Source organism: Rheinheimera sp. (genome assembly GCF_036568245.1).
Lineage (GTDB): Bacteria > Pseudomonadota > Gammaproteobacteria > Enterobacterales > Alteromonadaceae > Alishewanella.
Genome location: NZ_DATCSY010000357.1, coordinates 1 through 24,799, shown reverse-complemented (window position 1 = coordinate 24,799; position 24,799 = coordinate 1). Strand labels below are relative to the sequence as shown.

At 50.1% G+C, this 24,799-nt stretch carries 24 protein-coding genes; 18 read left to right on the top strand and 6 right to left on the bottom strand.

Features of this window, described 5'->3' with window-relative positions:
- Window positions 1-1,482: M1 family aminopeptidase/hydrolase (locus tag VIN66_RS15840; protein WP_331924878.1), on the bottom strand; the 1,482-nt coding region annotated here is incomplete at its 3' end.
- Window positions 1,483-1,632: 150 nt separating this feature from the next.
- On the opposite strand from VIN66_RS15840, the gene VIN66_RS15835 reads away from it, so the two are divergent.
- The 7 genes from VIN66_RS15835 (at window position 1,633) to VIN66_RS15805 (ending at window position 9,533) form a co-directional block, all read left to right on the top strand.
- Window positions 1,633-2,361 carry an SIMPL domain-containing protein gene (locus VIN66_RS15835; RefSeq protein ID WP_331924877.1) on the top strand — a complete coding sequence of 243 codons (729 nt, stop codon included), beginning with the start codon at window positions 1,633-1,635 and terminating at the stop codon, window positions 2,359-2,361.
- A gap of 84 nt (window positions 2,362-2,445) precedes the next feature.
- Window positions 2,446-4,155 (top strand): M28 family metallopeptidase, encoded by a 1,710-nt coding sequence (locus VIN66_RS15830; RefSeq protein WP_331924876.1) that lies wholly within the window; start codon window positions 2,446-2,448, stop codon window positions 4,153-4,155.
- Window positions 4,156-4,271: 116 nt separating this feature from the next.
- The gene (gene selD / locus VIN66_RS15825; RefSeq protein ID WP_331924875.1) at window positions 4,272-5,312 is read left to right on the top strand and encodes a selenide, water dikinase SelD; all 1,041 of its coding nucleotides are present in this window, start codon (window positions 4,272-4,274) and stop codon (window positions 5,310-5,312) included.
- Window positions 5,313-5,320: 8 nt separating this feature from the next.
- A complete protein-coding gene (gene mnmH / locus VIN66_RS15820; RefSeq protein WP_331924874.1) occupies window positions 5,321-6,424 on the top strand; it encodes a tRNA 2-selenouridine(34) synthase MnmH in 1,104 nt (367 codons plus the stop codon).
- Complete coding sequence (locus tag VIN66_RS15815; protein WP_331924873.1) at window positions 6,424-7,677, top strand: DUF2254 domain-containing protein; 1,254 nt, start codon at window positions 6,424-6,426, stop codon at window positions 7,675-7,677. Before mnmH ends, VIN66_RS15815 begins: the two co-directional genes overlap by 1 nt.
- Before the next feature lie 111 nt (window positions 7,678-7,788).
- Window positions 7,789-8,268, top strand: coding sequence for a DUF4199 domain-containing protein (locus VIN66_RS15810; RefSeq protein WP_331924872.1), 480 nt, complete (start codon window positions 7,789-7,791; stop codon window positions 8,266-8,268).
- 389 nt (window positions 8,269-8,657) lie between these two features.
- Window positions 8,658-9,533, top strand: a complete 876-nt coding sequence (locus tag VIN66_RS15805; protein WP_331924871.1) for a DMT family transporter — start codon at window positions 8,658-8,660, stop codon at window positions 9,531-9,533.
- Window positions 9,534-9,614: 81 nt separating this feature from the next.
- Here VIN66_RS15805 and VIN66_RS15800 read toward each other — a convergent pair whose 3' ends face one another.
- The 4 genes from VIN66_RS15800 to soxR form a co-directional block, all read right to left on the bottom strand.
- Window positions 9,615-11,351: a DUF885 domain-containing protein gene (locus VIN66_RS15800; RefSeq protein WP_331924870.1), complete on the bottom strand. Its 1,737-nt coding sequence runs from the start codon at window positions 11,349-11,351 to the stop codon at window positions 9,615-9,617.
- Window positions 11,352-11,418: 67 nt separating this feature from the next.
- Window positions 11,419-12,510 (bottom strand): acyl-CoA desaturase, encoded by a 1,092-nt coding sequence (locus VIN66_RS15795; RefSeq protein ID WP_331924869.1) that lies wholly within the window; start codon window positions 12,508-12,510, stop codon window positions 11,419-11,421.
- 11 nt (window positions 12,511-12,521) lie between these two features.
- Window positions 12,522-13,613, bottom strand: coding sequence for an iron-sulfur cluster-binding domain-containing protein (locus VIN66_RS15790; RefSeq protein ID WP_331924868.1), 1,092 nt, complete (start codon window positions 13,611-13,613; stop codon window positions 12,522-12,524).
- A 166-nt stretch (window positions 13,614-13,779) separates the two neighbouring features.
- Entirely contained in the window at window positions 13,780-14,268 is a 489-nt protein-coding gene (gene soxR / locus VIN66_RS15785; RefSeq protein ID WP_331924867.1) for a redox-sensitive transcriptional activator SoxR, read from the bottom strand.
- Window positions 14,269-14,378: 110 nt separating this feature from the next.
- Here soxR and VIN66_RS15780 point away from each other — a divergent pair, with 110 nt between their 5' ends.
- The 3 genes from VIN66_RS15780 (at window position 14,379) to VIN66_RS15770 (ending at window position 15,975) form a co-directional block, all read left to right on the top strand.
- The gene (locus tag VIN66_RS15780; RefSeq protein WP_331924866.1) at window positions 14,379-14,819 is read left to right on the top strand and encodes a VOC family protein; all 441 of its coding nucleotides are present in this window, start codon (window positions 14,379-14,381) and stop codon (window positions 14,817-14,819) included.
- Window positions 14,816-15,367 (top strand): NAD(P)H-dependent oxidoreductase, encoded by a 552-nt coding sequence (locus VIN66_RS15775; RefSeq protein ID WP_331924865.1) that lies wholly within the window; start codon window positions 14,816-14,818, stop codon window positions 15,365-15,367. Before VIN66_RS15780 ends, VIN66_RS15775 begins: the two co-directional genes overlap by 4 nt.
- A 146-nt stretch (window positions 15,368-15,513) precedes the next feature.
- Window positions 15,514-15,975: an MgtC/SapB family protein gene (locus tag VIN66_RS15770; protein ID WP_331924864.1), complete on the top strand. Its 462-nt coding sequence runs from the start codon at window positions 15,514-15,516 to the stop codon at window positions 15,973-15,975.
- Between the two features lie 392 nt (window positions 15,976-16,367).
- Here the strand turns inward: VIN66_RS15770 and VIN66_RS15765 are convergent, their stop codons facing one another.
- The gene (locus VIN66_RS15765) at window positions 16,368-19,625 is read right to left on the bottom strand and encodes a S41 family peptidase (RefSeq protein WP_331924863.1); all 3,258 of its coding nucleotides are present in this window, start codon (window positions 19,623-19,625) and stop codon (window positions 16,368-16,370) included.
- 153 nt (window positions 19,626-19,778) lie between these two features.
- On the opposite strand from VIN66_RS15765, the gene VIN66_RS15760 reads away from it, so the two are divergent.
- From VIN66_RS15760 to VIN66_RS15725, 8 genes are all read left to right on the top strand, one after another.
- Window positions 19,779-20,462: a tellurite resistance TerB family protein gene (locus VIN66_RS15760; protein ID WP_331924862.1), complete on the top strand. Its 684-nt coding sequence runs from the start codon at window positions 19,779-19,781 to the stop codon at window positions 20,460-20,462.
- 299 nt (window positions 20,463-20,761) lie between these two features.
- The gene (locus VIN66_RS15755) at window positions 20,762-20,965 is read left to right on the top strand and encodes a hypothetical protein (protein ID WP_331924861.1); all 204 of its coding nucleotides are present in this window, start codon (window positions 20,762-20,764) and stop codon (window positions 20,963-20,965) included.
- Window positions 20,966-21,061: 96 nt separating this feature from the next.
- Window positions 21,062-21,481 (top strand): hypothetical protein, encoded by a 420-nt coding sequence (locus VIN66_RS15750; RefSeq protein ID WP_331924860.1) that lies wholly within the window; start codon window positions 21,062-21,064, stop codon window positions 21,479-21,481.
- A gap of 105 nt (window positions 21,482-21,586) precedes the next feature.
- Entirely contained in the window at window positions 21,587-21,910 is a 324-nt protein-coding gene (locus tag VIN66_RS15745; RefSeq protein WP_331924859.1) for a hypothetical protein, read from the top strand.
- 144 nt (window positions 21,911-22,054) lie between these two features.
- Complete coding sequence (locus VIN66_RS15740; protein WP_331924858.1) at window positions 22,055-22,468, top strand: hypothetical protein; 414 nt, start codon at window positions 22,055-22,057, stop codon at window positions 22,466-22,468.
- 160 nt (window positions 22,469-22,628) lie between these two features.
- The gene (locus VIN66_RS15735; protein WP_331924857.1) at window positions 22,629-23,087 is read left to right on the top strand and encodes a nuclear transport factor 2 family protein; all 459 of its coding nucleotides are present in this window, start codon (window positions 22,629-22,631) and stop codon (window positions 23,085-23,087) included.
- A 321-nt stretch (window positions 23,088-23,408) separates the two neighbouring features.
- On the top strand, window positions 23,409-24,599 hold the full coding sequence (locus VIN66_RS15730; protein ID WP_331924856.1) for an efflux RND transporter periplasmic adaptor subunit: 1,191 nt from the start codon (window positions 23,409-23,411) through the stop codon (window positions 24,597-24,599).
- Window positions 24,600-24,616: 17 nt separating this feature from the next.
- The coding region (locus VIN66_RS15725; RefSeq protein ID WP_331924855.1) for an efflux RND transporter permease subunit at window positions 24,617-24,799 on the top strand (183 nt) is incomplete at its 3' end.

Genomic DNA, 24,799 nt, shown 5'->3' with positions numbered 1-24,799 from the left:
CGTATCTAAACCGGCATTGCCTGTTAGCCAGTTATCAAGCTGCTGCTGTACTTTGTTAAAGGCATCAGACTGCGGCTGGGGTGTACCTTGCGGTAAACCCGTGCCGTAAATCCAGGTTTTGGCTTCTTCGTTTGACACCACGCCCGGGTATTTGCTCAGCAGGTTTTGCTGCAGGTACTGCTCAAAGTCGGCGGTGGTGATGCTTTCAAACGCGTGGTCGTCAAAGTACTGCCGCACAAAAGGGTCAAACTTATCGCGGCCAAACTTCTGCTCTAAAAACATTAAAAATAACTGGCCCTTGGTGTAAGGCACACCGCTGAAAGCATCGTCCGGGTCACGTCCCTGCAGGTCGATATGCAGTACGCTGTCGTTAGCGCTTAAACTTGCCAGTTCTTCTTTTAAGCCCTGTACCGACAAGGCCTGTTCCATCACGGCACGCTCAACGCCGAACACCTGCTCCATAATGCGGTTTTCAACATAAGAGGTGAAGCCTTCATTCAGCCACAGATCGCGCCAACTGGCGTTCGTTACCAGGTTACCGGACCAGGAATGTGCCAGCTCGTGCGCAATCAGGCTGACCAGGCTGCGGTCACCGGCGACCACTGTCGGTGTAATAAACGACAGTTCAGGGTTTTCCATGCCGCCAAACGGAAAGCTTGGCGGTAACATCAACAGGTCATAACGGCCCCAGCGATACTCACCATACAGCTTTTCTGTGGCATCAATCATCGCCTGGGTGCTGGCAAATTCTTCTGCTGCCGCATTTAAGATATAGGGCTCTGCATAAACACCGGTTTGCTCACTCATGGCTTTGAATTGCAAATCGCCCGCGGCGATGGCGATTAAATAAGCCGGAATGGCTTTTGGCATCGTGAACTGATAGTCGCCGTCACGAATCATGCCCGGTTCATTATTGGCACTCATAATGGCCAGAACATCGTCGCTGGTGTGAATGCGGGCGCTGTACGTCATGCGCACGGCCGGGGTGTCCTGGATCGGGATCCAGCTGCGGGCATGAATAGCCTGATTCTGGCTGAACATAAAGGGCGTGGTTTTGCCAGCCGTCTGCTCTGGCGTCAGCCATTGCAAGCCTGACGCTTTATCGGTTGAGCTGTAGTAAATCCGCAGTGTCTGAGCCTGAAAACGTGGGTTTACCGTGAGTTTGCTGCCCAGTACATCGTCGCGTTGCCCCAGCGTAAAAGCGACTTTTTGCCAGCTGCCGTCAGCCCGTTTGGCATAAATACGTTCGATCTGCAGATCGTGGGTATCAAGGTATAAGGTTGTGCTGTTTGCATCCAACCAGTTCAGTTGTAAATCAGCGAAACCGGTTAATGCTTTGTGTGCAAAATCGACGCTAAGGTCCAGGTGCAGGTGCTTTACCACAACATCGTCGATATTAGCGTAGGTGTAACTGTCGGTGGCAGCCATCACAGTGCTGCTGCAAAGCAACACGGCGGCAAGGGGAAACAAAGGTGCAGACATCAGCGTTTTCCTAAAAACAAGCAAAAGCGCAGTGTAAAGGCAAAGCTGGCGCGAACACAAGGCTACAAATTTTGACAATTCGCCAGGGCCGGCTCTGTTGTAATACTGCCATTACACCAGGTGCCGAATAAATTTAACAGTGAGGTCAGTATGAAATTAATAACCCGTATCAGCAGTGTAGCTTTACTTCTTAGCGGTGCCGTAGCCGCCAGCCCGTTACCGGATTTTCCGTTTATTAATGTAACCGGTGAAGCCAAACTGGACGTTGCGCCGGACAAAGCGCGCATTCAGTTTATGATCCGTCATACCGCCGAGCGCGCAGATGCCGCAACCGAAGCCGTGTATAAACAAGGCCGTGATTTAATGCAGTTTCTGGCCTCTGTGGGCGTGAGTGAGGCCGATATTGATGCCGCGCAAATTAATAAAGAAGCGCTGTACAAAGATTACAACGACAGAGCCATCACCGGCTACGAAGCCAGCCAGCCGATAACCGTTACACTAAATCAGCTGACACATTATATCGATGTGATGGATTATCTGTTTAAACAGCCGAATGTGTTTTCGATTCAGGGCAGCTTTGACAGCAGCCAGCGTGAAGCGCTGGAAACGAAATTAAGCCAGCAGGCCGGTGAAGACGCCCGTCGTCGGGCAGACCGGCTGGCCGGTGCCCAGGGGGTAAAAATATCTACGGTGTTTGCTATCACTGAAGCGGGTGGCTGGGGCCAGCTGGCCGGTGACTTTGGTTTTAGCGGCAATGCCGTCAGTTTTGGTGCTATGCGTGGCAAAGCGGAGATGGCCGACAGCGGCGCTAACCTGGTGTTGCCAAGACATATTACGCTGCAAAAATCAGTCAATGTGATTTATAAAATTAAACCCTGATCCCGGTTATCTGTCTCAAGCCTGTCGTTTGCGCAGGCTATATCAGGTAAGGTAAATGCTACCCTGTTGTAGCAAGGAAACCTGATGAGACGACAATTTACTTACCGCTTTGCAGCAGCGACGGCTTCAGTTGCCGCCAGTTTGCTGCTGGCATCTTGTGTTAATCACCAAGCCGCTGCGCCGGCAGATAGCAGTGCTAATCAATCTGCCGCGCAACCGGGCCTGGTACAAACCGAATTTAACCGCAATTTCTCCACATACTTTCAGCGCATTGCTTCAGATGAAATGCAGGGGCGGGCACCTGCGACTCAGGGGGAAGAAAACACCGTACGCTATCTGGAGCAGCAGTTTGCCCGTATCGGCTTAACGCCGTATAAAGACGGCAGTTACCGCCAGCCAGTGCCGGTGATGCAAATTGACCCGGTTAAGGTGTCGGCGTTGACGCTCAGCACCGATGCTGGTGTTAAGCGCAGCCTGACGTATAAAACCGATATGATGGCCTGGTCTACCCGCATGCAAAAGCAAATTGATGTGGCAGACAGTGAGGTGGTGTTTGTCGGTTACGGTATTGTCGCGCCCGAGTACAACTGGAACGACTACGCCGGCCTGGACGTAAAGGGTAAAACGGTGGTGATCCTGGTGAACGACCCGGGGTATGCCACGCAGGACCCGGCCCTGTTTACCGGCAATGCCATGACGTACTACGGCCGCTGGACGTACAAATACGAAGAAGCCGCGCGTCAGGGTGCGGCCATGGCGCTTATCGTGCACGAAACCGATGCGGCCAGCTACGGCTGGAATGTTGTCGCCGGTACATCGCCGATCCGCTTTGAACTGGCGGCTGAGCATAAAAATATGCACAAGGCGCAGGTAGAGGGCTGGTTGTCGCTGCAGGCGGCAGAGCAACTGTTTGCACAAAACGGCACTTCGCTGGCGAAGCTGCGGCAGCAGGCGCTGAGCAAAGATTTTCAGCCGATCAGGTTTAAACAGCGCGCCTCTATCAGCATTAGCAATAACCTGCGCCAGCTGACGTCTAATAACGTCATTGGTTATATCGAAGGCACTGAGCAACCAGATGAAGCCGTGATCTATATGGCGCACTGGGATCATTTCGGCCTCGATTTCAGCCGGCCTGATGACAAAATTTTTAACGGCGCCCAGGATAACGCCGGCGGAGTTGCTGCGTTGCTGGCGCTGGCGGAGCAATTTAAAGCCGGCCCTGCGCCAAAGCGTTCTGTGGCATTTTTGGCGGTAACGGTAGAAGAGCGTGGTCTGTTAGGCTCTGCCTGGTATGCCAATAACCCGCTGTTTGAGTTAAACAAAACCGTGGCTGGCATTAACATGGATGTGATTAACGTCTATGGCCCGATGCGCGATGTGATGGTATTTGGTTACGGCAGTTCAGAGCTTGAACCTGTGCTGAGCCGTTATGCTAAAGCACAAAACCGCTACATTGCACCGGAGCCGACACCGCAGGACGGTTTTTATTACCGCTCTGATCACTTTAACCTGGCGAAAAAAGGGGTGCCTATGCTATATGCCCGTGGCGGCATCGACAGTGTTGAGCACGGCAAAGACTGGGGCCTGAAGCAGCGCCGGCGCTATGTCAGTGACTATTACCATAAAGTGACGGATGAGTTTGACCCGGCCTGGGATTTACGCGGTGCCCAGCAAGACCTGTTTCTGTATTTTCAGGTAGGTAATGAACTTGCAAACAACCAGAGCTGGCCAAACTGGCTGCAAGGCAAAGAGTTTAAAGCGGTGCGTGATAAGTCACTGAGCTCAAAACAATAATACGGTGAAACGCCACGGCAATGCTGTGGCGTGTCTTCTGCCATATCTGAACAACACTTGTTATCTGGCAGTGCTTTGGTTATGTTGGCGCTATAGTGTCTTAGCTAAGCGTGACTATGTCTGATTTTTCTGCCATTAAACTCACTGAATACAGTCACGGCGCGGGCTGTGGCTGCAAGATTTCACCGCAAATACTGGATAAAATACTGCTATCAGAGCTGACATTCTCAGACCCGGCATTACTGGTGGGTAATAGCAGCAAAGACGATGCCGCCGCATACGATTTGGGCGATGGTACGGCCATCCTCAGTACCACCGATTTTTTTATGCCGATTGTTGATGATGCCTTTGATTTTGGCCGTATTGCGGCAACCAATGCGATAAGCGATATCTATGCCATGGGCGGTAAACCTGTGATGGCGATTGCTATTCTGGGCTGGCCGGTTAGCCGGTTGCCGCCTGAGCTGGCACAGCAGGTGCTTGAAGGTGCGCGTCATACCTGTAAAGAAGCCGGCATCGCTCTGGCGGGTGGCCACAGCATTGATACCCCTGAGCCGATATTTGGCCTGGCGGTTACCGGCCGGGCAGATATCGGCTATTTAAAACGGAATAACACGGCTAACGCCGGTGACAGACTGTATCTGACTAAACCGCTCGGTATTGGTATTTTAACGACCGCCCAAAAACAAAAGAAACTGCAGCAGGAACACAGCGACATAGCACGTGACACTATGGTTCAGCTGAATCATATTGGAGCTGATATCGCCAGACTCGATGGTGTAAATGCCATGACCGACGTTACCGGCTTTGGCTTATTGGGGCATTTAATTGAAATGTGTGAAGGCAGTGGGCTAAGTGCTGACCTGGACAGTCATACGGTCCCGGTACTGCCACATGTCAGCGACTATATTGCAAAGGGCTGTGTGCCGGGCGGCAGTGCGCGTAATTTTGCCAGTTATGGCGGTAAAGTATCACCATTAACCGAGGCGCAGCAGGCATTATTATGCGATCCGCAAACCAGCGGCGGCTTGCTGATTGCGGTTAATGCTAAGGCGGAAGCTGCACTTATTCATCTGGCCGTTGCGTACGATTTAACCTTAGCGCCAATCGGCGAACTTAAAGCTGCACGCAAAGGCCATCTGGTCAGGGTGCGTTAACGCACGTTATGGCAGAGCATTTTCCGTTAACTGACGATTACCAGCACATTCTGCGGCTGCAGTTGCCGCTGCTCGATGTGCGTGCGCCGGTGGAGTTTGCCAAAGGTGCATTTAACCATAGCTACAATTTGCCCCTGATGAACGATGCCGAGCGTGCGGCGGTCGGCACCTGTTACAAACAACATGGGCAGCAATCTGCCATTGCGCTGGGGCATCAGCTGGTCAGCGGTGCGCTAAAGCAGCAACGAATCGGGGCCTGGCTGGATTTTGTGCAAAAGCATCCTGACGGCGCGCTGTATTGTGCCCGTGGCGGTTTACGTTCTCAGATTGTGCAGCAATGGCTGGCAGAACAGGGTGTGGTTTATCCGCGTATTAAAGGCGGGTTTAAAGCCTTGCGCCATGCTGCGCTGCGGGTCATTGAGCAGGCGGCGTCACAGCCTTTGCTATTGCTGGCCGGGCCGGCAGGCACTGGCAAAACCCGTTTGTTGCAGCAGCTGCAGATGCTCGATCTGGAAGGTTTAGCGAATCATCGTGGTTCTGCTTTTGGCCAGCAATTGACGCCACAACCACCACAGGTAAGGTTTGAGAATGATTTAGCCGCGGCTATTTTACAGGTGCGTGAGCTTAAGGCACCTTACCTGCTGCTGGAAGATGAAAGCCTGCTGATCGGTCAGCGCAGTATTCCGCATCGCTTATATCAGGCCATGCAGCAAAGCCCGGCGCTATTACTTGAAGAACCGTTAGAAAAACGCGTTGATGTCATCCTGCATGACTATGTAACTGATGTTATGGCAAAAGCCAGCGGGCATTATGCTGAAACGGCATTCAGCGTGCTAAGTGCTATGCTGCAACAAGGTTTGGCACGGATCAGCAAACGCCTCGGCGGTGCTTTGTACAGTGAATTACGGGCGCTGTTACTGCAGGCATTGGCCGAACAGCAGTGTAGTGGCGACACCAGCCTGCACCGGGTCTGGATCAGCTGTTTGCTGAACGAATACTACGACCCGATGTACCAGTACCAGCTGCAGAAAAGGGCTTTGCCGGTATTGATGCAGGGGAATGCATTGGCACTGGCCGACTGGTGGTACAGCAACAATAAAAGGATGGACTGATGGTATCGAAGTGGGGCTGGCAACTGTTAAAACTGAGCCGGAAGTTATGGGTGCGGACGGTTTCATTTGCCGTGCTGGCACTGATTTCTGCAATGGTGGCTATCGCTGTGCAGCCGCTTATCCCTGAATCGCTGTCTGATCTTATCGGCGCCGGCGCGGCAGAAAAAATTCTGACCATACTGGCCTCCAGTATGCTGACCGTTACCACCTTTTCGCTCAGCGTAATGATCGCCGCGTTCAGTGCCTCTACCAATAGTGTGTCGCCACGGGCTACCCGACTGCTGATGGAAGACACCACCACCCACAATGCACTGGCTACCTTTGTCGGCTCATTTTTATTCAGCATTGTCAGTATCATTCTGCTTAACACAGAGCTTTATACCAAGCAGGGCAAAGTCGTACTGTTTTTGACCACTATTCTGGTGATTGTACTGATAGTGGTTACCATATTGGTGTGGATCAATCATTTATCCGGGCTTGGCCGGGTGGGGGAGACTGCACGTAAAGTAGAAGATGAAGCCTATGGCGCGTTAAAGGCCTTTGTGAAATGCCCGTGGCTGCATGCTAATCCTTTAACCGATTTAGGCCTGATCCCTGATGGCGCCAGGGCGGTACAGACAGCGCGGATTGGCTATATCCAGCATATTGATATAAAAGCGATTAATAAATGGGCTGAGCAAAACAGTTGCCGTGTTTATGTTGTGGTGCGGGCCGGCATTTTTATCGATCCACACCGGCCACTATTATGGGTTGATGGGGCGTCAGGCCAACCTGACAACACTGATTTCTTAGCTGCTTTTACTATCGAGGATTTTCGCACCTTTGATCAGGACCCGCGCTTTGGTTTACTGGTGCTGGCCGAAATAGCGTCAAAAGCGCTGTCACCGGCAGTGAATGACCCCGGCACGGCTATTGAAATTATCGGTCGCGGCACCCGGGTGCTGACCAATTGGCAAAGCCCTGACACTGACAACGTACAGATACACTATCCCCGGGTTTGGCAACTGGGGCTTAGCCTGACGGATTTATTTGATGACTTTTATACGCCGATAGCGCGTGATGGCGCGGCGATGCTGGAAATTCAGATCCGGCTGCAAAAAAGTTTTATTGCCCTTAGCCAGATTAATACCGATTTTAAAACCCACTGCCAGCGTCACTCCGCGGCGGCGCTGGCCAGAGCAGAGCACGCTATGGCCTACAGCGAAGATATTAAGATCCTGGCCAAACTACACCAGCAAGTGCGACAGAGTTAATGCCAGCGGCAGTGGTGGCGCTAGTGGTGTTAACGTCCGTCGCTAGTGCTGGCAAAGCCGGATAAACCGGCTATAGTATTTCGTTATCTGTGTTAATAACATCAATACCTTATGCAAAAATACCTGACCGAAATACGCTGGGGCGTTATTTTTACTGCCGTAATGCTGCTGTGGATGTGGGGTGAGCAATTAGCAGGTTTACATGGCCGCCTGATTGCGCAGCACGCCACTTATACCAATCTGTTTGCAATACCGGCGATACTCGTTTACGTGTTGGCGCTGAGGCAGAAAAAGCGGCGCGACTACAACGGTAATATGAGCTGGAAACAGGGTATGCAGGCGGGATTACTGATCACGCTGGTGGTGGTGCTGTTAAGCCCGCTGGCTCAGTGGCTTACTCACAAGGTGATTACGCCGGAGTATTTTCTGAACGTGCAGGCTTATGCTGTTGCTCAAAACATGATGACATCAGAGCAAGCGGCAGAGTATTTCAGTTTAAACAACTATATGCTGCAAAGCATGATGGGCGCCGCCATCATGGGAATACTGACTTCTGTGATAGTGGCATTTTTCCTGCGAACGAAGCACTAGGCCGCCGGATGATGTTATTAATAACCCTTGGTATACCAGTGGTTGTTATATTATTTGTCGCCTTTGCGCTTAAGCTTAAATCCCCCTACAGCTATTTGCTGATTGTGATACTGGCCGTGTGTTCAACATTTATAGTTGATTTCATTTTCTGCTCAGTATTAAACGCTCAGTGCGAATCTGACGCGCTAAGCGCAGTGGCTTTTGTTACGCACCCGGCTTTAGTCTGTGTTATTACCGTAATCATGTACAAAGTGATATCTGAAAAATGTTTTCTTGAGTAACACAGTTGCCAGAGCTGGCTATTTTGCACCATAAAATGCATTTTACTGCTGCCGGATGCTGTTGCCGGCTGTACAATAGCGCACCGTTATCGCAGGTGTTTTCACTCAATGTCTTTACCTTTTGTCTCTTCGGTTGATAGGCCGCTACGCGGTATTTTGTGCATGGTGCTGGCCGTGGCGCTGTTTGCTGCTATGGATGCGGCAATGAAATCGTTAACCCCTTATTACACCGCCATGCAAATAGCCTGCTTGCGTGGTGCTTTGGCCTGGCCTTTGGTGGTGGTGTGGCTGCTAAGCACAGGGCGACATAAAACCCTGCTCAATACGCGCTGGAGCCTGCATTTATTGCGCGCCGTGCTGGGGGTTACCATGTTATGGGCTTTTGTTTTCAGCCTGCAAAGCCTGGCGCTGGCAGAAGCCTACACTATCTTTTTTACCGCACCGCTATTAATTACGGCGATGTCTGCCTTCTGGCTGAAAGAGTATGTTGCGCCCAGACATTGGGTGGCTATTGCGCTGGGGCTGCTAACGGTAGGCTACATGTTAAAACCTGACGGCGACAAGCTGCTAAGTTTCGGCGCACTGATGGCATTACTGGCGGCATTTTGTTATGCGGTGTCGGCGATTACTGTGCGTATTCTCGGCCGGCGTGAAGGCACCGGCAATATGGTGTTCTGGCTGATGACGTTGTTATCCGTTGGCGCCGGGCTATTAGCCTGGCCTGACTGGCAACCACTACGCAGTGAGTTGTGGCTGAGTTTTGTCCTGATTGGTGTTACCGGTTTTGGCGGTCAGATAGCGGTTACCGAAGCGTTTAAAGTGGCACCGGCGGCCATCGTTGCACCATTTGAATATCTGGCACTGCTATGGGGGATTGGTTTTGACATAGTGTTGTGGCAGCTTTACCCGGAATTTTCTACGTTGGCCGGCGCGGCTGTCATCATGTTAAGTGGTTTATATCTGGTGTGGCAGCATAAGGCATAACACAGCAAAAAAAGCACCGCAGCTTGCTCTGAACCAACCATTAACCTTGGGGAACTGAGCAAGCCTTGATATTGGCGCTACTTATTTTTGCGTGTTAATCCATTCCAGCGTTAACTGTTCCAGTAAATCCAGTGGCAAGCTGCCGTTTTTCAGCATCTGATCATGAAAGGCACGGATATCAAATTTATCACCCAACTGCTGCTCGGCTTGAGCGCGCAGCTGGCGGATTTTGATTTCGCCAATCTTGTACGATAACGCCTGCGCCGGCCAGGTAATGTAGCGGTCAATCTGGGCTTCGACTTCAACCATGGTTAACGCCGTATTGGCTGCCAGATAATCTATCGCCTGCTGGCGGCTCCAGCCCAGTGCATGCATGCCGGTGTCTACCACTAAACGACTGGCGCGCCAGGCTTCGTAGGTTAAGCGGCCAAAGTCGCTGTAAGGGTCCTGATAAAAGCCCATTTCTTTACCCAGACTCTCGGCATACAGGCCCCAGCCTTCACCGTAGGCACTGTGATACAGGGTTTTGCGAAACTCCGGGATGTCCATTTCCTGTGCCAGTGCACTTTGCAGATGGTGCCCTGGCTCGGCTTCATGAAAGGTCAACGCCTCTAAATTGTATAGCGGTTCACTTCTGACATCATTGGCACCGATAAAATAGGTACCTGATGTAGTGCCACTGCCATCAGATGCTACGTAGTAAGCCCCGCCGCTGGGGCTGGCTTTAATATCAAAGGTGCTGCGGGGCAGGGTGTTAAACCATTTGGGTAGCTGACCGGCCATTTTACGCGTGATAAAGGCGGCCTTTTCCATCAGTTGCTGACCTGAGCTGGCGTAAAATTGCGGATCAGTGCGTAAAAACCGCACAAAGTCAGCAAAGCTACCATTAAAGCCAACCTGCTTAATAATGGCGTCCATTTCAGTGCGGATGCGCTGTACTTCATTCAGCCCTAACTGATGGATTTGCTCCGGCGTCATATTGGTGGTGGTATAAAAGTTAATCAGGTACTGATAATACGCTACGCCGTCTTCCAGTTCGGTAATACCAACCTGCTTGCGGCAAGCCGGCATATATTCCTGGGTGAAAAACTGGTGCAGCTTTTTATACTCGGGGATCACAGTATCTTTAATCAGTTTGCTGCCTTGCTCAGTGTAATAGCGCTGCTGCTTAGCACTGAACTGAGCTGGCTGGCTTGCCAGCGGGGCATAGAACACGCTGTCGGTGACCTTATCAACAATATGCTGGCTGATGGTTTTATCGTAGCCTGCAAAGCTGGCGCAGTAATGGGTATAGCCTTTGGCGATAGCCTGCTTCAGGTTATCAAGATGCTGCCGGTTGTAGCGCGGAAAATCGGCCAGGCTGATAAGGTAGTTGTCGTAGTCTGCTTTGGTTAAAAACGACATATTGTCCGGTGCTGCGGCAAAATAGCTGTGATAGCCAGCGTACGCCTGCATAGGAAACAGATGATCAAATTGCTTGTAACTTTGCGCTTCGGTCTGCCGCTCGTATTTAAACAAGCGCAGCGTGATTTTATCCGCTTCAGATAGCTGGCGCTCATCAATACTGTCGAGCCGCTTTAGCAACTGGGCATTATATTGTTCCCGCCGCTCGCGGCCTTTGGCCGACACATCCGGCAATTTGCCGTTCATGCGAAAGGTATCCGGGTCTTTGCGAAAGAAGATTTGTTCTTTATTGGCTTGTTGCCAGTGTTCACTGAGCAAGGTGTCTAGTTGCTCGGTAGCCGTTACGGCATAAGCGTTGCCGTTATTAAGTGCCAAAAACATCACGGCGGCGCTAAGACTAAGCTTTACTGTCATAGTAAGGTCCCACTGGGTTATAGGTAGTGGGCTTTTATATCACAGCCGGGTTAACCCCGGCCATGTTTTAAGATAGCGCAGTGCCGGAGCTGGTTTTTCCACCAGGCAGCGAGTAGCGCAGGATACGCCAGAACACGGTACCATATTGATGCATAAAGCTGCCGGTGTTGTAAGGAATGTTAAAGCGTGCAGCAATCGCCTGCACCTGCGTAGCCATAGCCGGATAATGCCTTGCCGGAATATCCGGAAACAGGTGATGTTCAATCTGGCAGCTTAAATGGCCGGTTAAGATATGCAGCCAGGTTGGGCCGGTAAAGTTGGATGAACCCAGCATCTGGCGGTAGTACCACTGACCACGGCTTTCGTTTTCGCATGCTTCAGCACTGAAGGTATAAATATCGCGGGTAAAATGGCCGCAGAAAATCACGGTTGATGTCCACAGGTTTCTTATCAGGTTAGCCAGGGCGTTGCCGGCCAGTACCCATAGCCACATCGGACCAGCGAGAAGCGGAAAAAACAGGTAGTCTTTCATCAGCTGACGTGCGCCTTTACCGAAAAAAGCTTTTTTAAGCTCGCTATCGGTGACCTGGCTGTGGCGGTCGGCTTTTTTCTTGCCAAAAAATACCCGCTGCGCTGCCAGCTCATGGTAGGACACGCCCCATTGAAACAGCATGCTTAACAGCAGATAAGTGCCGCCTTGCCACAGGTTGCGTAGCCGCCAGCGAAAGTCGTTACTCAGGCGCAATAAGCCGTAACCAAAGTCTCGGTCTTTGCCAATGATATTGGTGTAGGTGTGGTGCTCAAAGTTATGGGTACGCTGCCACGAGCCGGCCTCGCAGGCAATGTCCCATTCAAAGCGTTTAGAGTGTAAAACCGGATCGTTCATCCAGTCATATTGGCCGTGCAGCACATTATGGCCAATTTCCATATTGTCGAGAATTTTCGCCAATGCCAAAAGTAACACACCTGCCAGCCAGAGCCACGGCGTGACAAAGCCCAGCACCATTAATACGCGGCCACTGATGGCAGCTAAGCGCTGACACAGCAAGACGCGCCGGATATAGCGCGCATCGGCTTCGCCTACATGTTGTTTTATCTGCAATTTCAGCGCATCCAGCTCAAGTGCTAATGCATCAAACTGTTCGGTTGTCAGTTTCATCTGCTGTCCTGTTAAAGCTTAATGACCAGCTCAGTAACGGGCTGGCTGATACATAACTGGATTTGTTCCCGGCCATGGCCGCTTAACTGGCCGCTGCGCATGTCACGCACCTGGCCGGAGACCTTTTCGCATACACATTGGAAACACACTCCCATGCGGCAGCCAAAAGCAGGGGCTAGTCCTTGCTGCTCAGCGCTTTGTAACAGGCTGAACATACGGGGCAGTGCCATCATCTTAGGTAGGCCTGCGACAATAAAGGTGCTGTTAATTTCATCGTCAGTACTGCTATGGGCGGTGTTTTGCAATAAGGGCGCAAACTGTTCGCAGTGGATCTGTGCTCTGCTTACGCCATGCGCAGTCAGGTTGGTAGTAATGTGCTGCATAAACATGGCCGGGCCGCAAAGATAAAATTCGCGTTGTAACGGCTGTTGCATCAGCCTGGTACTGAATTCGGCTGCTGTTTCAACCCGGCTGTCTGATAGCTGCAGGTTAAACAGCGGGTTGCGCTGTGCCAGTTGTTGCAGCGGGGCAAGTAAGGCTGCATTTTCATTGCCGCGCACCCTGTAGTGCAATGTCACTGCTGACAACCAGTGACGTTGACTAAGCAGCATCGCGGCGACAGGCGTAATGCCAGAGCCCGCAGCGATAAAAACCGTACTCAGAGCCGGTTGTTGCCAGACAAACTCACCTTGTGCTGCGCTGATACTGAGCCACTGGCCTTTAGTCAACCTTGCCAGTAGTGGCGTAAATTCACCCTCCCGGTTTAGCTTGCAACACAAACTAATCTGGCCCTGACTTTGCCACAAAGAGAAGCTTGAGCAAATACTGAAAGGGCGTGTCAGGTAGCGGCCATTATGATTTAAGGTGACATTAATATGCTGCCCCGGCACAAAGCCTGGCCAGCGCTTTGACAGCTGCAGTGTCAGCTCAATCATGTCAGCCGTTTGCCATGCTGATGCGACAAGCTGTGCACGGTATTGACCGGGCAAAAAGCCCGGTTTTAACCATTGCATCAGGGGGAGTAAATACCCTGTCAGGCTGGGCTGATTACCCAGCATCAGACAAAACGCACGCCACGATCGTGCTAATAACGCTTTCACCACATAATAATCCGCTTGGCTAATTTCGGCGTACAGTTGTACACTAAAATATCTGGTAAGGCCAGTAAAATTGATATTATGATTAGTATGTTTTGCTTATCTTTATGAATAATATAAATAAATCATTAATATGATTTTTGCTTGCTATTTTTTTTAAGCGAACATCTGTTTATTTTTCTTTAATGGTTAGGTGTGACGCCTGAGCCAGAACCCGCTTTTCTTCGTTATCCAGCACCACTGCGCCAGTGCCTTCGGCGGCCAGTTTGTCATCGGGGTTATACAGCGGGCATTTGGCCATGCTCAGGCAGCCGCAGCCAATGCAGCCGGTCAGGTAGTCGCGCAGTTTTTGCATATAGGCAATACGCGCATCGAGTATCGTGTGCCAGTTCTGAGACAGCTGCTGCCAGTCTTCCACTGTTGGTGTGCGGTTATCGGGTAACGACAGAAAAGCCTGTTTGACTTCTTCCAGGCTGATGCCGACTTTTTGTGCAGCTTTAATCACCGCAATACGGCGCAGCACGTCTGGTTTATAACGGCGCTGGTTACCGGCGTTACGCCAGCTTTTTATTAAGCCTTTTTGCTCATAAAAATGCAGTGTGCTGACATTCACGCCACAGCGCTCAGCCACCCGACCGACACTCCACGTTGCTTCCGACATAAGCTCTCCGCAGTATTCTGAATTTTTTAGTAAAAAACACTTTACCTTAACTTAGGTTAAGGTTTTACCCTGCCTGTCGAATTAATACAAGCAAGCCTAGGGAGACTTTTATGTATTTGGAGCACGTTAATCTAGTGGTGTCCGATCTTAATGCCATGCTCAGGTTTTACCGCGCTGCTTTTCCGCACTGGCGCATCCGCGACGAAGGTAAGGGCGAGTGGTACGGCAAGCCCAGAAACTGGCTGCATTTTGGTGATGACTATCACTATATAGCACTAAGCGATCATGGTGAGGGGGCAAACCGCGACCTGGCCGGGCACAGCGTTGGTTTTGCGCATTTTGCCTATGTGACTAACAACCTGGATGCGGTCATCGCCCGCTTACAGGCGGCCGGTTTTAGCATTGCTAAAAATGGGGCTGATGATCCTTTTCGCAAGAATATTTATTTTGTTGACCCGGCTGGCTTCGAAGTGGAGTTTGTCGAGTATCTAAGTGATATCCCCGCACAGCGTAACTTAAATCAGGAAAAAGCCCGTCAGGAGGTTCTATGAGGATTCTCGCTTTTGCCGCCAGTAATAACCCGCAATCAATAAATCAGCAGCTGGCGCTTAGCGTTGCGCAGTTGCTGCCACAAGCACAGGTAACAACCCTCAATATTGATGATTATGAGTTACCACTTTACAGTGGGCGGCGTGAAGCCGAGCTCGGCTCGCCGCCTCAGGTTCAGGCTTTTTTACAGCAGATAGCGGCTGCAGATGGCCTTATCGTCTCATTTGCCGAACATAACGGTACCTTCACTGCGGCCTTTAAAAACCTGTATGACTGGGCCTCGCGCAGCCAAAAACGTATTTTTCAGCACAAACCAGCACTGTTTCTGGCAGCAGCCCCGGGCCCGGGCGGCGCCCAGAGTGTGTTACAGGCGGCAGTAAAAGCTGCGCCTTTTATGGGCGCGGAACTCAGCGGTGCTGTGTCAGTGGCAAATTTTTATCAGGTATTTGATACCCAGTATCAGCAACTGAAAGACGCTACGCTATTTATCCAGCTACAAACAGCTGCACTAAATTTACAGCAACAGATTTTACAGGCCAAAGCCGCTTAACAGCGGCTGTTCTGGTTTTTTCAACACTGTAAATAAATTTTGGCGACTGATAAAGCCGTCAATACTCGGGTGAAGGATATTTGAAAATGTTCTTATTGGCAGTTAGGCTGGCGTTACTGACAATTAAAAACTGGTAGCCTGTATAAATGGAACTGATACCTGATCTGGACTGGAACATCGTCGTATTGCATATCCGCGATTTGATTATTGCGTTTATTCTGGCATTACCCATCGGCTGGGATCGTGAAAAGCACGAGCGCACAGCAGGTTTGCGTACCTTTCCGCTGGTTGCTGTTGCGGCCTGTGGCTATATGCTGGTGGGGCTGCAGGTACTGACATCAACCGATGCGGAAGCCCGGGTAATGGAGGGGATCATTACCGGTATTGGTTTTATCGGCGGTGGTGCCATTTTAAAGAATATGGTCAAAGGCGAAAGTTTTGTCTCTGGCACCGCAACAGCGGCGGCATTATGGTTAACCGGTGCTATCGGTATGTCTGTCGCGACAGGGCGGCTTGAGATTGCTTTAATCCTCAGTATGTTAACGTTTTTCACGCTCAGAATTATGACGCCGGCGAAAAGCTTGATACGCCCGCCAGAAAGTAAGTAGTTTAAAATTTTTATGGTATAAGAATATTTATTTTGATTTAAATACCTTTGAGAGAAAAATCAGTATGAAAATCATAGTTGGTATGTTGTGCTTGATCCTAAGTGGATGTTCAGTTTCTCCAGTTATAAATATGCCTTCAGGCAATAAGAACGGGACTATATATGGTTATGATGAAACATCGTGCCGCAATGTTAAATTGTCTTGTTCCGTCGACAACTCACATGGCAACCCGGATTCATATCGAGAGTATAAAGAATGGAAGGATCAGAATGGAGAAACGATGTGCAGTTGCAAATAAATAGATATAAAACGGATGACGTCTCAATTTCCTTAAATGCTTAATTGGCAAAAAAAACCGCTGCATAGCAGCGGTTTTGTCTTTCGTTACCTACTTACAACCCCAGTTTGCTCGGCATAGCCGGTGCTTTACTGTGGTCAGCTGGCGGATTGGCCTTAAGCTCGTTCAGCGTATGGGTAATGGCACGCTCCAACTGCACATCTATGCCTTTATTTACCGCTATCGGGTCCAGCTCTACCTCGATATCCGGCGCGACGCCTTCATTTTCTACCCGCCATTCGCCATCCGGTGTATAAAAGCGGAAGAACGGCACAACGTGGAAACCACCGTCAATCATTGGCGGGTTAGCTGAAATACCAATTAAGCCACCCCAGGTACGGGTACCTATGGTTTTACCCAATTTCAAACGTTTGAACGCCCACGGCAGGAAGTCGCCGCCTGAGCCGGCATCCTGGTCGATCAGCATGGTTTTCGGGCCATAAATGCCGCCACCTGGCGTGGTAAAGACTAAACCGTCGCGGTCTTTCCAGCCTGACAGGAACTGCCGGCCAAGAATTTCGGTGATGTAGTTCGCTGCCTGGCCACCGCCGTTTTTGCGCTCGTCCAGAATGACGGCCGGTTTATCCGTTTGGGCGAAGAACATACGGTTGAAGAAGTAAAAGCCGCCATCTGCGGTGTTCGGCAGGTAGACGTAAGCGACTTTGCCATCGGTCTTTTCGTTTACCAGCTTACGGTTATGTTCAACCCAGTGCCACAGCCGCAGTTCACGCTCGTTAGCTACCGGCTCAACCACAATATTGCGCTGGTTTTTACCGCGGGCATCATCGGCGATAGTCAGCACAACCTGTTTACCCAGGGTGTTATCCAGCAGCGCATAAACGTTATCGCTGCTGCTAAGCGGCTTGCCGTTCACTGCCAGCAGGTAGTCGCCGGCTTTTGCACTGGCACCGGGCACATTCAGTGGCGCTTTTAAGAATGGGCTCCAGCGATCACCCTGATACACGGTTTTAAACTGATACTTACCATTGCTGATGGTAAAATCGGCACCCAGCAGACCCGCTTTGCTCGAACCTTCCTGGTGCACATCGCCACCGCCAATACGGTTATGGCCAACCTGCAGCTCGGCAATCATATCTACCAGTACATCGTTTAAATCTTCGCGCCGTTGCACATGTTTGAGCAGTGGCTGGTACTTATCGTATATTGCCTGCCAGTCAATGCCGTGCATATTGGCATCGTAGAAATATTCTTTCTGCATACGCCAGGCATCATTAAATATCTGTTGCCACTCCTGAGCCGGGTCGATAAAGCTGCGCACTTCTGCCAGCGATACGGCTTTGGCTTCTGGCTTGGTTTTAGCGTCACCCACTTCCAGTTTATTCGGCATACTTACCAATAGCAGTTTTTTGCCGTCACTGCTGAGGTTGTAGTTGGCAATACCCTGTTTCACCACTTCAGCTTCTTTTTCTTCAAAGTCAAAGCGATACAAGGTGCTGCTGTTATCTTCATCACTGCCTGGTGGTTCATTGCTGCTGCCCGGCTGCGGATGTTCCAGATAAAACAGTGCGCCATCGTCAGCTACCGCTAAACTGTCGTAGTTACGCTCGGCAACGGGCAGGGCAATAATACGCTGCTGCAAACCAGCAAGGTCGATATCGACTGCTTTAACTGTTTTGTCGGCATCTTTTTCTTTACTGTCTTTTTTGTCTTTGCTGTCGGCTTTTTTCACTGGCTCGTCACCTGTTTTGGGCAACAGCGGCGACTTACCCTCGCTTGACAGCACATAGGCATAAATGGCTTTACGCACCGGCCGTTCACGGGTGGATAAATCCAGGCCAACCTGAGACGGGCCGGTATTCACCGAGGCGGTAAAATACAGGTAGTCCTGGGTGAACACCGGGTCACCCGCGTGGCTCATGCCATCGGTAATACTGACGGCTTTATTGCTGGTGAAGTCGAACAAGCGGATTTGGCTAAAATAATTGACGCCAGCTACGGTATAGGCCAGATAGCGGCTGTCCGGTGAAAATGACACGCTAAAGCCATCACGGCGCTGTGAGCTGTCTAGTTTCTGGCTACGTTTAGTGCTTAAGTTAAACACATACAGATTCAGGTGGTTATCGTGATAGGCAATCAGGTTGCCGTCCGGCGAGAAACTCAGCAGGTTAAAATAGCCACTGTCAGACAAGTCATAGCTTTGTGGCTTGCTTAAGCCGTCCTGTGCCTCCAGCACCAGTTGGTGTTTATTGCCGGCATCGGATATATAGGCTACTTTGCTGCCATCCGGGCTCCATAAGCCATCGAATTCGCGTACGCCGCTGCTCTGTGTCAGATTGCGGCTGCTGCCATCTTTTACCGGTACGGTAAAAATATCACCGCGGGCACTGACAACAATACGCTGGCCTGTGGCTGATAAACCGGCGCGGGTCAGGGTTTTGCTGGCATCTTTCCACTGCGGCCGCTTTTGCGCTGATTGCATTTTTATGTCGACAGTAATAGGCGTGCTTTTACCACTGCCAACATCATAGCGGTGTAAATAGCCGCCAGCTTCGTACACTATGCTGTCACCATGGCCTGCCGCGCTGCGTAAGTCCCAATCATTGCTGGTTGTCAGTTGTTCTATCTGCTTGTTGCGGTAGCGGAATAAATTAACCGCCTGGTTATCGCGGTCGGATAAAAAGTACACCGTATCATCCAGCCAGAACGGGTTAAATTCATTGGCATTAGGGTGCGGGATCTTCTCCAGCTGCTGTTTTTCCAGGTCGATAATCCACACCGGAGGTGTACTGCCGCCGCGGTGCAAGCGCCAGCCACTCGGGCCACTGTACGCCATATTATTCGGCCGGTACGCCAGTTTATTGCCGCTACTGTTAAGCTCGCCTTCGAAGGCTACGGCCTCCATCAGTTTTTCGGCAAAGCCGCCTGTTACCGGCACACTGAATAGCTGATTGCTGCGGCTGTTGGCGACTTCACGGTTAGAGGCAAAAATCACATTTTTGCCATCCGGACTCCAGCCGTTAACAGTATCGGCCCCCGGGTGAAACGTCAGCCGGGTGGCTGCGCCGCCGGCAGTGGGCATCACATAGACATCGGTATTGTTGTCATAGCTGGCAGAGTAGGCAATCCAGTTGCCATCGGGAGAGAAATGCGGCGCAAACTCGCTGGCCGGATGGCTGGTTAGCTGGCGCGGGTTTTTACCATCTTTATCTGCTATCCAGATATCGCCGCCGTACATAAAGGTTAAATGGCTGGCCGATATATCAGGCTGGCGCAGCAGGGCTGTGCCCTCGGCAGCTATTAGCGGCGCTGTCGCCAGCGCACAGAATAGGGCAAGGTAACGTGGTTTAAACATAAAAGATCCCTGTTGTTATGGTTCTGAATCGCCAACAAGTAAAGCACATTGCTATAGCTGGGGAAAATGCGATGTTGTAACAGAGCGTGTCAGTGTGGAATTTTTCTTTGCACCAGGGGTCTCAAAGCCAGATATAAAATACCGGAGATAATAATGAATACTAAAGGTTTATTAGATCAGTTGTTTAAGCAAGGTTCTGAGTTGCTGTCCGGTCAGGGCAGCAACACTGGCGCAGCCAAAGGCTTTTTATCCGGCAAAGGGGGCGCCGCACTTGCCGGCGGTGCGCTGGGGTTACTGCTGGGTAGTAAAAAAGGCCGCAAAGTGGGCGGTAAAGTACTGACCTATGGTGGCTTAGCGGCGCTTGGCGTAGTGGCGTATAAGGCTTACAGTAACTGGCAGCAGCAACAGAGCAGTGCTGCTGTGCAGCGGGAGCCGCAGCGTGAACCGCAAACTATAGACCAGCTACCGGCCCCCGAGGCAGAGCAGCACAGCCACGCTATTTTGCGCGCCATTATTGGTGCCGCTAAAGCCGATGGCCATATTGATGACAAAGAGCGGCAACTGATAGACAACGAAATTGCCCGCCTGACCAGTGACGATGCGCTGCAACACTGGTTTGATGCCGAACTGAAAAAGCCACTGGATCCGGCAGAGATAGCCAGCAGCGCGGCCACGCCTGAAATGGCAGCAGAGATGTATCTGGCCAGTGTGCTGGTGGTGGATGAAGAGAGCTTTATGGAGCGCAGCTACCTCACTGAACTGGCGCGGCAGTTAAAGCTGGACCCGGCGTTAAAAGCCGAGCTGGAGCAGCAGGCCAAACAGGCTGCAGCCGTTTGATAAAAAGAAACGCCTGGCTCACCGAGAGGTGGTGCTTTTATCCATCCTCACCACGTTAACAACAGGCTTAGCCGCTGTTTAAACAGACAGCGTTTAGGCCTGAGTTTTTCCACAACAACTTGCGGATGCAACACCTGCAATTCACAAGTATCAATTGTGCTACAGAATAAAAATTGTTGATTTACATTTAACTGGCGGCATAGACTGGTTTTAATTTTGGAACTAGCGGGATCTGAAACTGGCAACTCGCGGGTTTTGATCTTTTGAATCAGCTGTTATAAACCACAAGGAAAGTTCATTTGAATATCAATGCTACGTTGCTCGGCGAGCTTATCGCTTTATTCGCGCTGATCATGGGCGGCGTGTGTTACTACCTGGGCCGTCGTAAAACTCAAACCCCGGTTTTAGCTGGTTTTCTGGGAATGGTGCTTTCAGTCATTCCACCGTTTGGTCTGGTTTATCTGGTAGTACTGGTGCTTAAAAAAGATGTAGGTTCTACATAGGTGGTAGTAAGTAGGTAAGGTGGTTTATAACACGCAAAAGCAGCCGATGTTTTACCGCGCAGCTACTTTGAACGCTAGTAAAATGGAGTTCTATCTATGAACAAAGTTTTCACCATCCTACGGAATTTGGGTGCCGCATTATTCTGGTTTGGACTTGTGTTGTATTTAGGTATTTGGTGGCTGGGTTCAATATTGTCAAGCGGCTGTTCATTCGATGAGCATCAAGAGGTGTACTCCCCAGATAGAAAAATGCGAGCTGTCGTGATAAATGCAGATTGTGGCGCTACGACGAATTGGCAAACTCAAATTTTTGTTGAAAAACTGGATGGAAGTAAAAAAACAGGTAATGTTATTCGGCTTGATGGGCATCCTAAAGATCTCGATTTTACTATTTCGTGGCTGAAGAATGATGAGCTGTTAATCTCTGATTTTGAATTTGAAAAAATGCTTGAAGTTAAGAAACAAAGCTGGGGACCTGATTTTGTGAGAGTGTATTTTAAAGTAAAAAGCGGCTAAAAATCGCCATTAAAATGCCGCTTAGCGGCTCGCTTCGCAATAAATTTTTTGCGTTTGTGGCGAGCATTAACTACCCGAGTTACCCATGATAACCAGATAAATCATATGAAAAAAATTGATACAGAATTTAATGTTTTTTGGACTTTTATTATTTTTCTTGTTTACACCTTGGATTATTGGATATTCAGCTATTCAACTGGACCTCGCGAGACTGAAACGCTCTTCGATACGATAGAACACCCAATCACGGCTCTATGTGTGTTGTTTGTTTGTAGCCTGTTAGTTGTATCTACAGTTAGTAAACTTTTTATGGAGATCTGGAATAGACTTATTTCTGATTTATTTGGTTTTAGAAATATAAGTTTTGCTGAATCATATGCTCTTTGTTTTTTACTTGTGGGTATTATTGGTGTGTCAGGTTTTTACTAAGTTGGCAGCTAACAATCAAATTTTATGGTCAGCAAACAGTGTTAGCTGGGGCCTAAATATATAGGCTTCCATCGCTTCGCTCATTATTATAACCTAGGTATTTGTAACAAAAAGTTAGATGTTAGGAAAAAAAGGAGTAAATCGATGGAGCAAGTTAAAAATCGAGTAATCGCAGTCATTTTAGGTATTGCGCTGGCTTATGTATCAGTAGTTATTGCCGGTATTGGCGCAGCGGTAGCTATACCTGCGGACATCCTCAAGCCCGTTGCACAAGTATCAGGTTTGCTTGCATTTATCCTGGTAGACTTGTTCATCATTGCAGTGCCGCTGGCAGCAGCATTTTTAGTACTGGCTTTCGCCAGTAAGCTGGTAATTAAAAAAACAGATTTCACTTTTTATGCGTTGCTACTCGCGCCTTTGGTGCTGTTACAGCTGTATTTTGTTACGCAATCACAGCCTCAGATGCTCAGTAGCATTGTTACAACGCTACCACGGTATCTTTTGTTGGCCGTGTGTTTTTACTTTTTGGTTCGCAGCACTAAGCGGGCAGATGCCTAGTAATCAAATGTTATTGCCGGCGAACCACGCTGGCCAGACGTCAACCCGTAGCACGGATTTCTGCGCTAAATTCGGGCGAAAGGTAAGAACGATATTAGGTGGACTGTCCTACTCGTCACGGTTGGTTAAAAAGGGCGCCGCTGTTTAACAAGGAGTTTGAATGAACAAGTTGATTATTGCTTTTATGGGGCTGGTATTGTTCAGCCCCGCTATGTTAGCTGATGATTTTAACTACGATGCATTCGTTAAAGCGTATTACGATGCACATTTAAAGACACAGCAGCCGGATGCGACTGCAGAAGACCTGGAGCATTATTTATCTTTTCTTACCGATGATGTTGGTAATCAGCATTTCCCCAATGCGCCCGATGATTCGCGCGAGCCGGACGGTAAAGCCCTGATGCGCAAAGGTATGAGCCGCTACCTTGGTGTTCACAGTGAATATAAGGCCGAGCTTATTGATTACCAGCATGGTTACAATGCAGTGGCTATTAAACATAAGTTCTCAGCAAAAGGTAAGCGTTCAGACGGCTCGGACTTTAGCTACAGCAAAGTCGCGCTGGATGTGCTTGAGCTTGAAAACGGCAAAGTGTCTGTTATTCGCCGCTACAGTGAATAATTAACATAGCTGGCCAATTCCACTGCCAGCATCAGGTGCTGGCATCTGCTCTTAAGCAATAAGTAAAAACTACCGCAGCCTTGCCAGTAAATAATCTTCTTTTATATGCGCAACTACAGTTGTTCGCGTGTCACCAATTTAGCAATACTTTTTTACAAATCTTCATATAAGTTTTATTCCGATTGGTAAAAAATATGCTATTTTACTGCGGTTATATCGTAAATCCGCTACTTATATCGCTCATTTTATTGCTCAATTTGCCGTGCCATCATGCTTCAGTCAGGCTGACGCAGGGATCGCCGGTCAGCTAAAGGTGCTTTTATGACAAGAACGTCATTTTATTCGCGCGCAGCGTTAACTACAGCGTTGCTGTGTTCACTGTCAGTATTAACAGCCTGTTCAGACCCGTCCGCTAATGCCGGAGAAGGCGCTGCCGCCGGTGGCATGCCGCCAGCATCGGTTAATGTGCTGACCGTTCAGCCGCAAAGCGTACCTTTACTGATTGAAACGCCAGCGTTACTGGCCGGCTCGCGGGAAGTAGAAATACGGGCGAGGGTGTCGGGTATTGTCGAAAAGCGTAACTTTAATGAAGGCGCAAAAGTCGAAGCTGAGCAGTCATTATTTAGCCTGGATGCGGCCACTTTTGAAGCAACAGTAAACCGCAATAAAGCTGAGCTGGCCGCGGCACAAGCCCGGCAGACACAGGCTGAGCGCACCTTAAAGCGGCTGGATAAGCTGCGTAAAGACGGTGCGGTATCGCAGCAAAGCCTGGATGATGCGTTGTCTGCAGTTGATGTGGCCAAAGCCGATGTCAAAACTGCTGAGGCCATCTTACAGCAGGCACAGGTGCAGCTAAATTACACTGAAGTGCGCTCGCCGATTAGTGGCGTGGTCAGCCGTGAACTGGTGTCTGAAGGCAGCCTAGTGTCAGGGCCAGAGGTGTTGCTGACCTATGTTACCCAGTTAGACCCGATGTATGTGCGTTTTTCTGTGGCCGAGCGCGACCAGTTACGGCTGAGGGCTGAGGCACAAAGCGGTAAGGTAGATTTACCTAAGCAGTGGCAGGTTAAGGTGCTGCTGGCTAACGGTGATGTCTATAACCAGACCGGTATTGTCGATTTTTCTGATGTACGCATTAACACCCAAACCGGTACCAGCGAAATGAAAGCCGAAATTGCCAACCCTGATGCGCTGCTGCGCCCGGGCCAGTTTGTCCGTATTCAGCTGGAAGGTGCGGTGCGCCACAACGCGATAGTAGTACCGCAAAAAGCTGTACTGGATGGCGGTACCGGCAAGTTTGTCTATGTACTGGCAGACGGTGAGCATGGTGGCAAAGTGGCTATGCCGGCGCCGGTTGAAGTGGGCGAGTGGGTAAAATTAAATGGTGAAAATGGCTGGGTGATCAAAAGCGGCTTGAAAGACGGCGATGTGGTCATTGTTGAAGGCATGGCGCGTATTTTCTTCCCTGGCATGCCGGTGCAGCTGGCACAAGAGCCAGCAACTAAAGGCTAACAGGCAAGGATAAGTTTATGTTTTCACGCTATTTTATCGACAGGCCGATCTTTGCTTTTGTTATCGGTATTTTTATCTGCCTGGCCGGGCTGGCTGCTATGCGCAGCTTGCCGGTTGCGCAGTACCCGGAAATTGCCCCGCCGGTGGTGCAGGTTATGGCGGTATACCCCGGTGCGTCATCTGAAGTATTAGAGCAAACC

What these genes read in the sequence shown, in the direction of transcription:
- VIN66_RS15815 (WP_331924873.1), top strand. Translation starts at nt 6,424, where the DNA reads ATGGTATCGAAGTGGGGCTGGCAACTGTTAAAACTGAGCCGGAAGTTA.
- VIN66_RS15800 (WP_331924870.1), bottom strand. Translation starts at nt 11,351, where the DNA reads ATGACAGTAAAGCTTAGTCTTAGCGCCGCCGTGATGTTTTTGGCACTT.
- soxR (WP_331924867.1), bottom strand. Translation starts at nt 14,268, where the DNA reads ATGTCGGAAGCAACGTGGAGTGTCGGTCGGGTGGCTGAGCGCTGTGGC.
- VIN66_RS15810 (WP_331924872.1), top strand. Translation starts at nt 7,789, where the DNA reads ATGCAAAAATACCTGACCGAAATACGCTGGGGCGTTATTTTTACTGCC.
- VIN66_RS15730 (WP_331924856.1), top strand. Translation starts at nt 23,409, where the DNA reads ATGACAAGAACGTCATTTTATTCGCGCGCAGCGTTAACTACAGCGTTG.
- selD (WP_331924875.1), top strand. Translation starts at nt 4,272, where the DNA reads ATGTCTGATTTTTCTGCCATTAAACTCACTGAATACAGTCACGGCGCG.
- VIN66_RS15795 (WP_331924869.1), bottom strand. Translation starts at nt 12,510, where the DNA reads ATGAAACTGACAACCGAACAGTTTGATGCATTAGCACTTGAGCTGGAT.
- VIN66_RS15760 (WP_331924862.1), top strand. Translation starts at nt 19,779, where the DNA reads ATGAATACTAAAGGTTTATTAGATCAGTTGTTTAAGCAAGGTTCTGAG.
- VIN66_RS15750 (WP_331924860.1), top strand. Translation starts at nt 21,062, where the DNA reads ATGAACAAAGTTTTCACCATCCTACGGAATTTGGGTGCCGCATTATTC.
- VIN66_RS15775 (WP_331924865.1), top strand. Translation starts at nt 14,816, where the DNA reads ATGAGGATTCTCGCTTTTGCCGCCAGTAATAACCCGCAATCAATAAAT.
- VIN66_RS15830 (WP_331924876.1), top strand. Translation starts at nt 2,446, where the DNA reads ATGAGACGACAATTTACTTACCGCTTTGCAGCAGCGACGGCTTCAGTT.
- VIN66_RS15735 (WP_331924857.1), top strand. Translation starts at nt 22,629, where the DNA reads ATGAACAAGTTGATTATTGCTTTTATGGGGCTGGTATTGTTCAGCCCC.
- mnmH (WP_331924874.1), top strand. Translation starts at nt 5,321, where the DNA reads ATGGCAGAGCATTTTCCGTTAACTGACGATTACCAGCACATTCTGCGG.
- VIN66_RS15765 (WP_331924863.1), bottom strand. Translation starts at nt 19,625, where the DNA reads ATGTTTAAACCACGTTACCTTGCCCTATTCTGTGCGCTGGCGACAGCG.
- VIN66_RS15740 (WP_331924858.1), top strand. Translation starts at nt 22,055, where the DNA reads ATGGAGCAAGTTAAAAATCGAGTAATCGCAGTCATTTTAGGTATTGCG.
- VIN66_RS15745 (WP_331924859.1), top strand. Translation starts at nt 21,587, where the DNA reads ATGAAAAAAATTGATACAGAATTTAATGTTTTTTGGACTTTTATTATT.
- VIN66_RS15835 (WP_331924877.1), top strand. Translation starts at nt 1,633, where the DNA reads ATGAAATTAATAACCCGTATCAGCAGTGTAGCTTTACTTCTTAGCGGT.
- VIN66_RS15805 (WP_331924871.1), top strand. Translation starts at nt 8,658, where the DNA reads ATGTCTTTACCTTTTGTCTCTTCGGTTGATAGGCCGCTACGCGGTATT.
- VIN66_RS15770 (WP_331924864.1), top strand. Translation starts at nt 15,514, where the DNA reads ATGGAACTGATACCTGATCTGGACTGGAACATCGTCGTATTGCATATC.
- VIN66_RS15780 (WP_331924866.1), top strand. Translation starts at nt 14,379, where the DNA reads ATGTATTTGGAGCACGTTAATCTAGTGGTGTCCGATCTTAATGCCATG.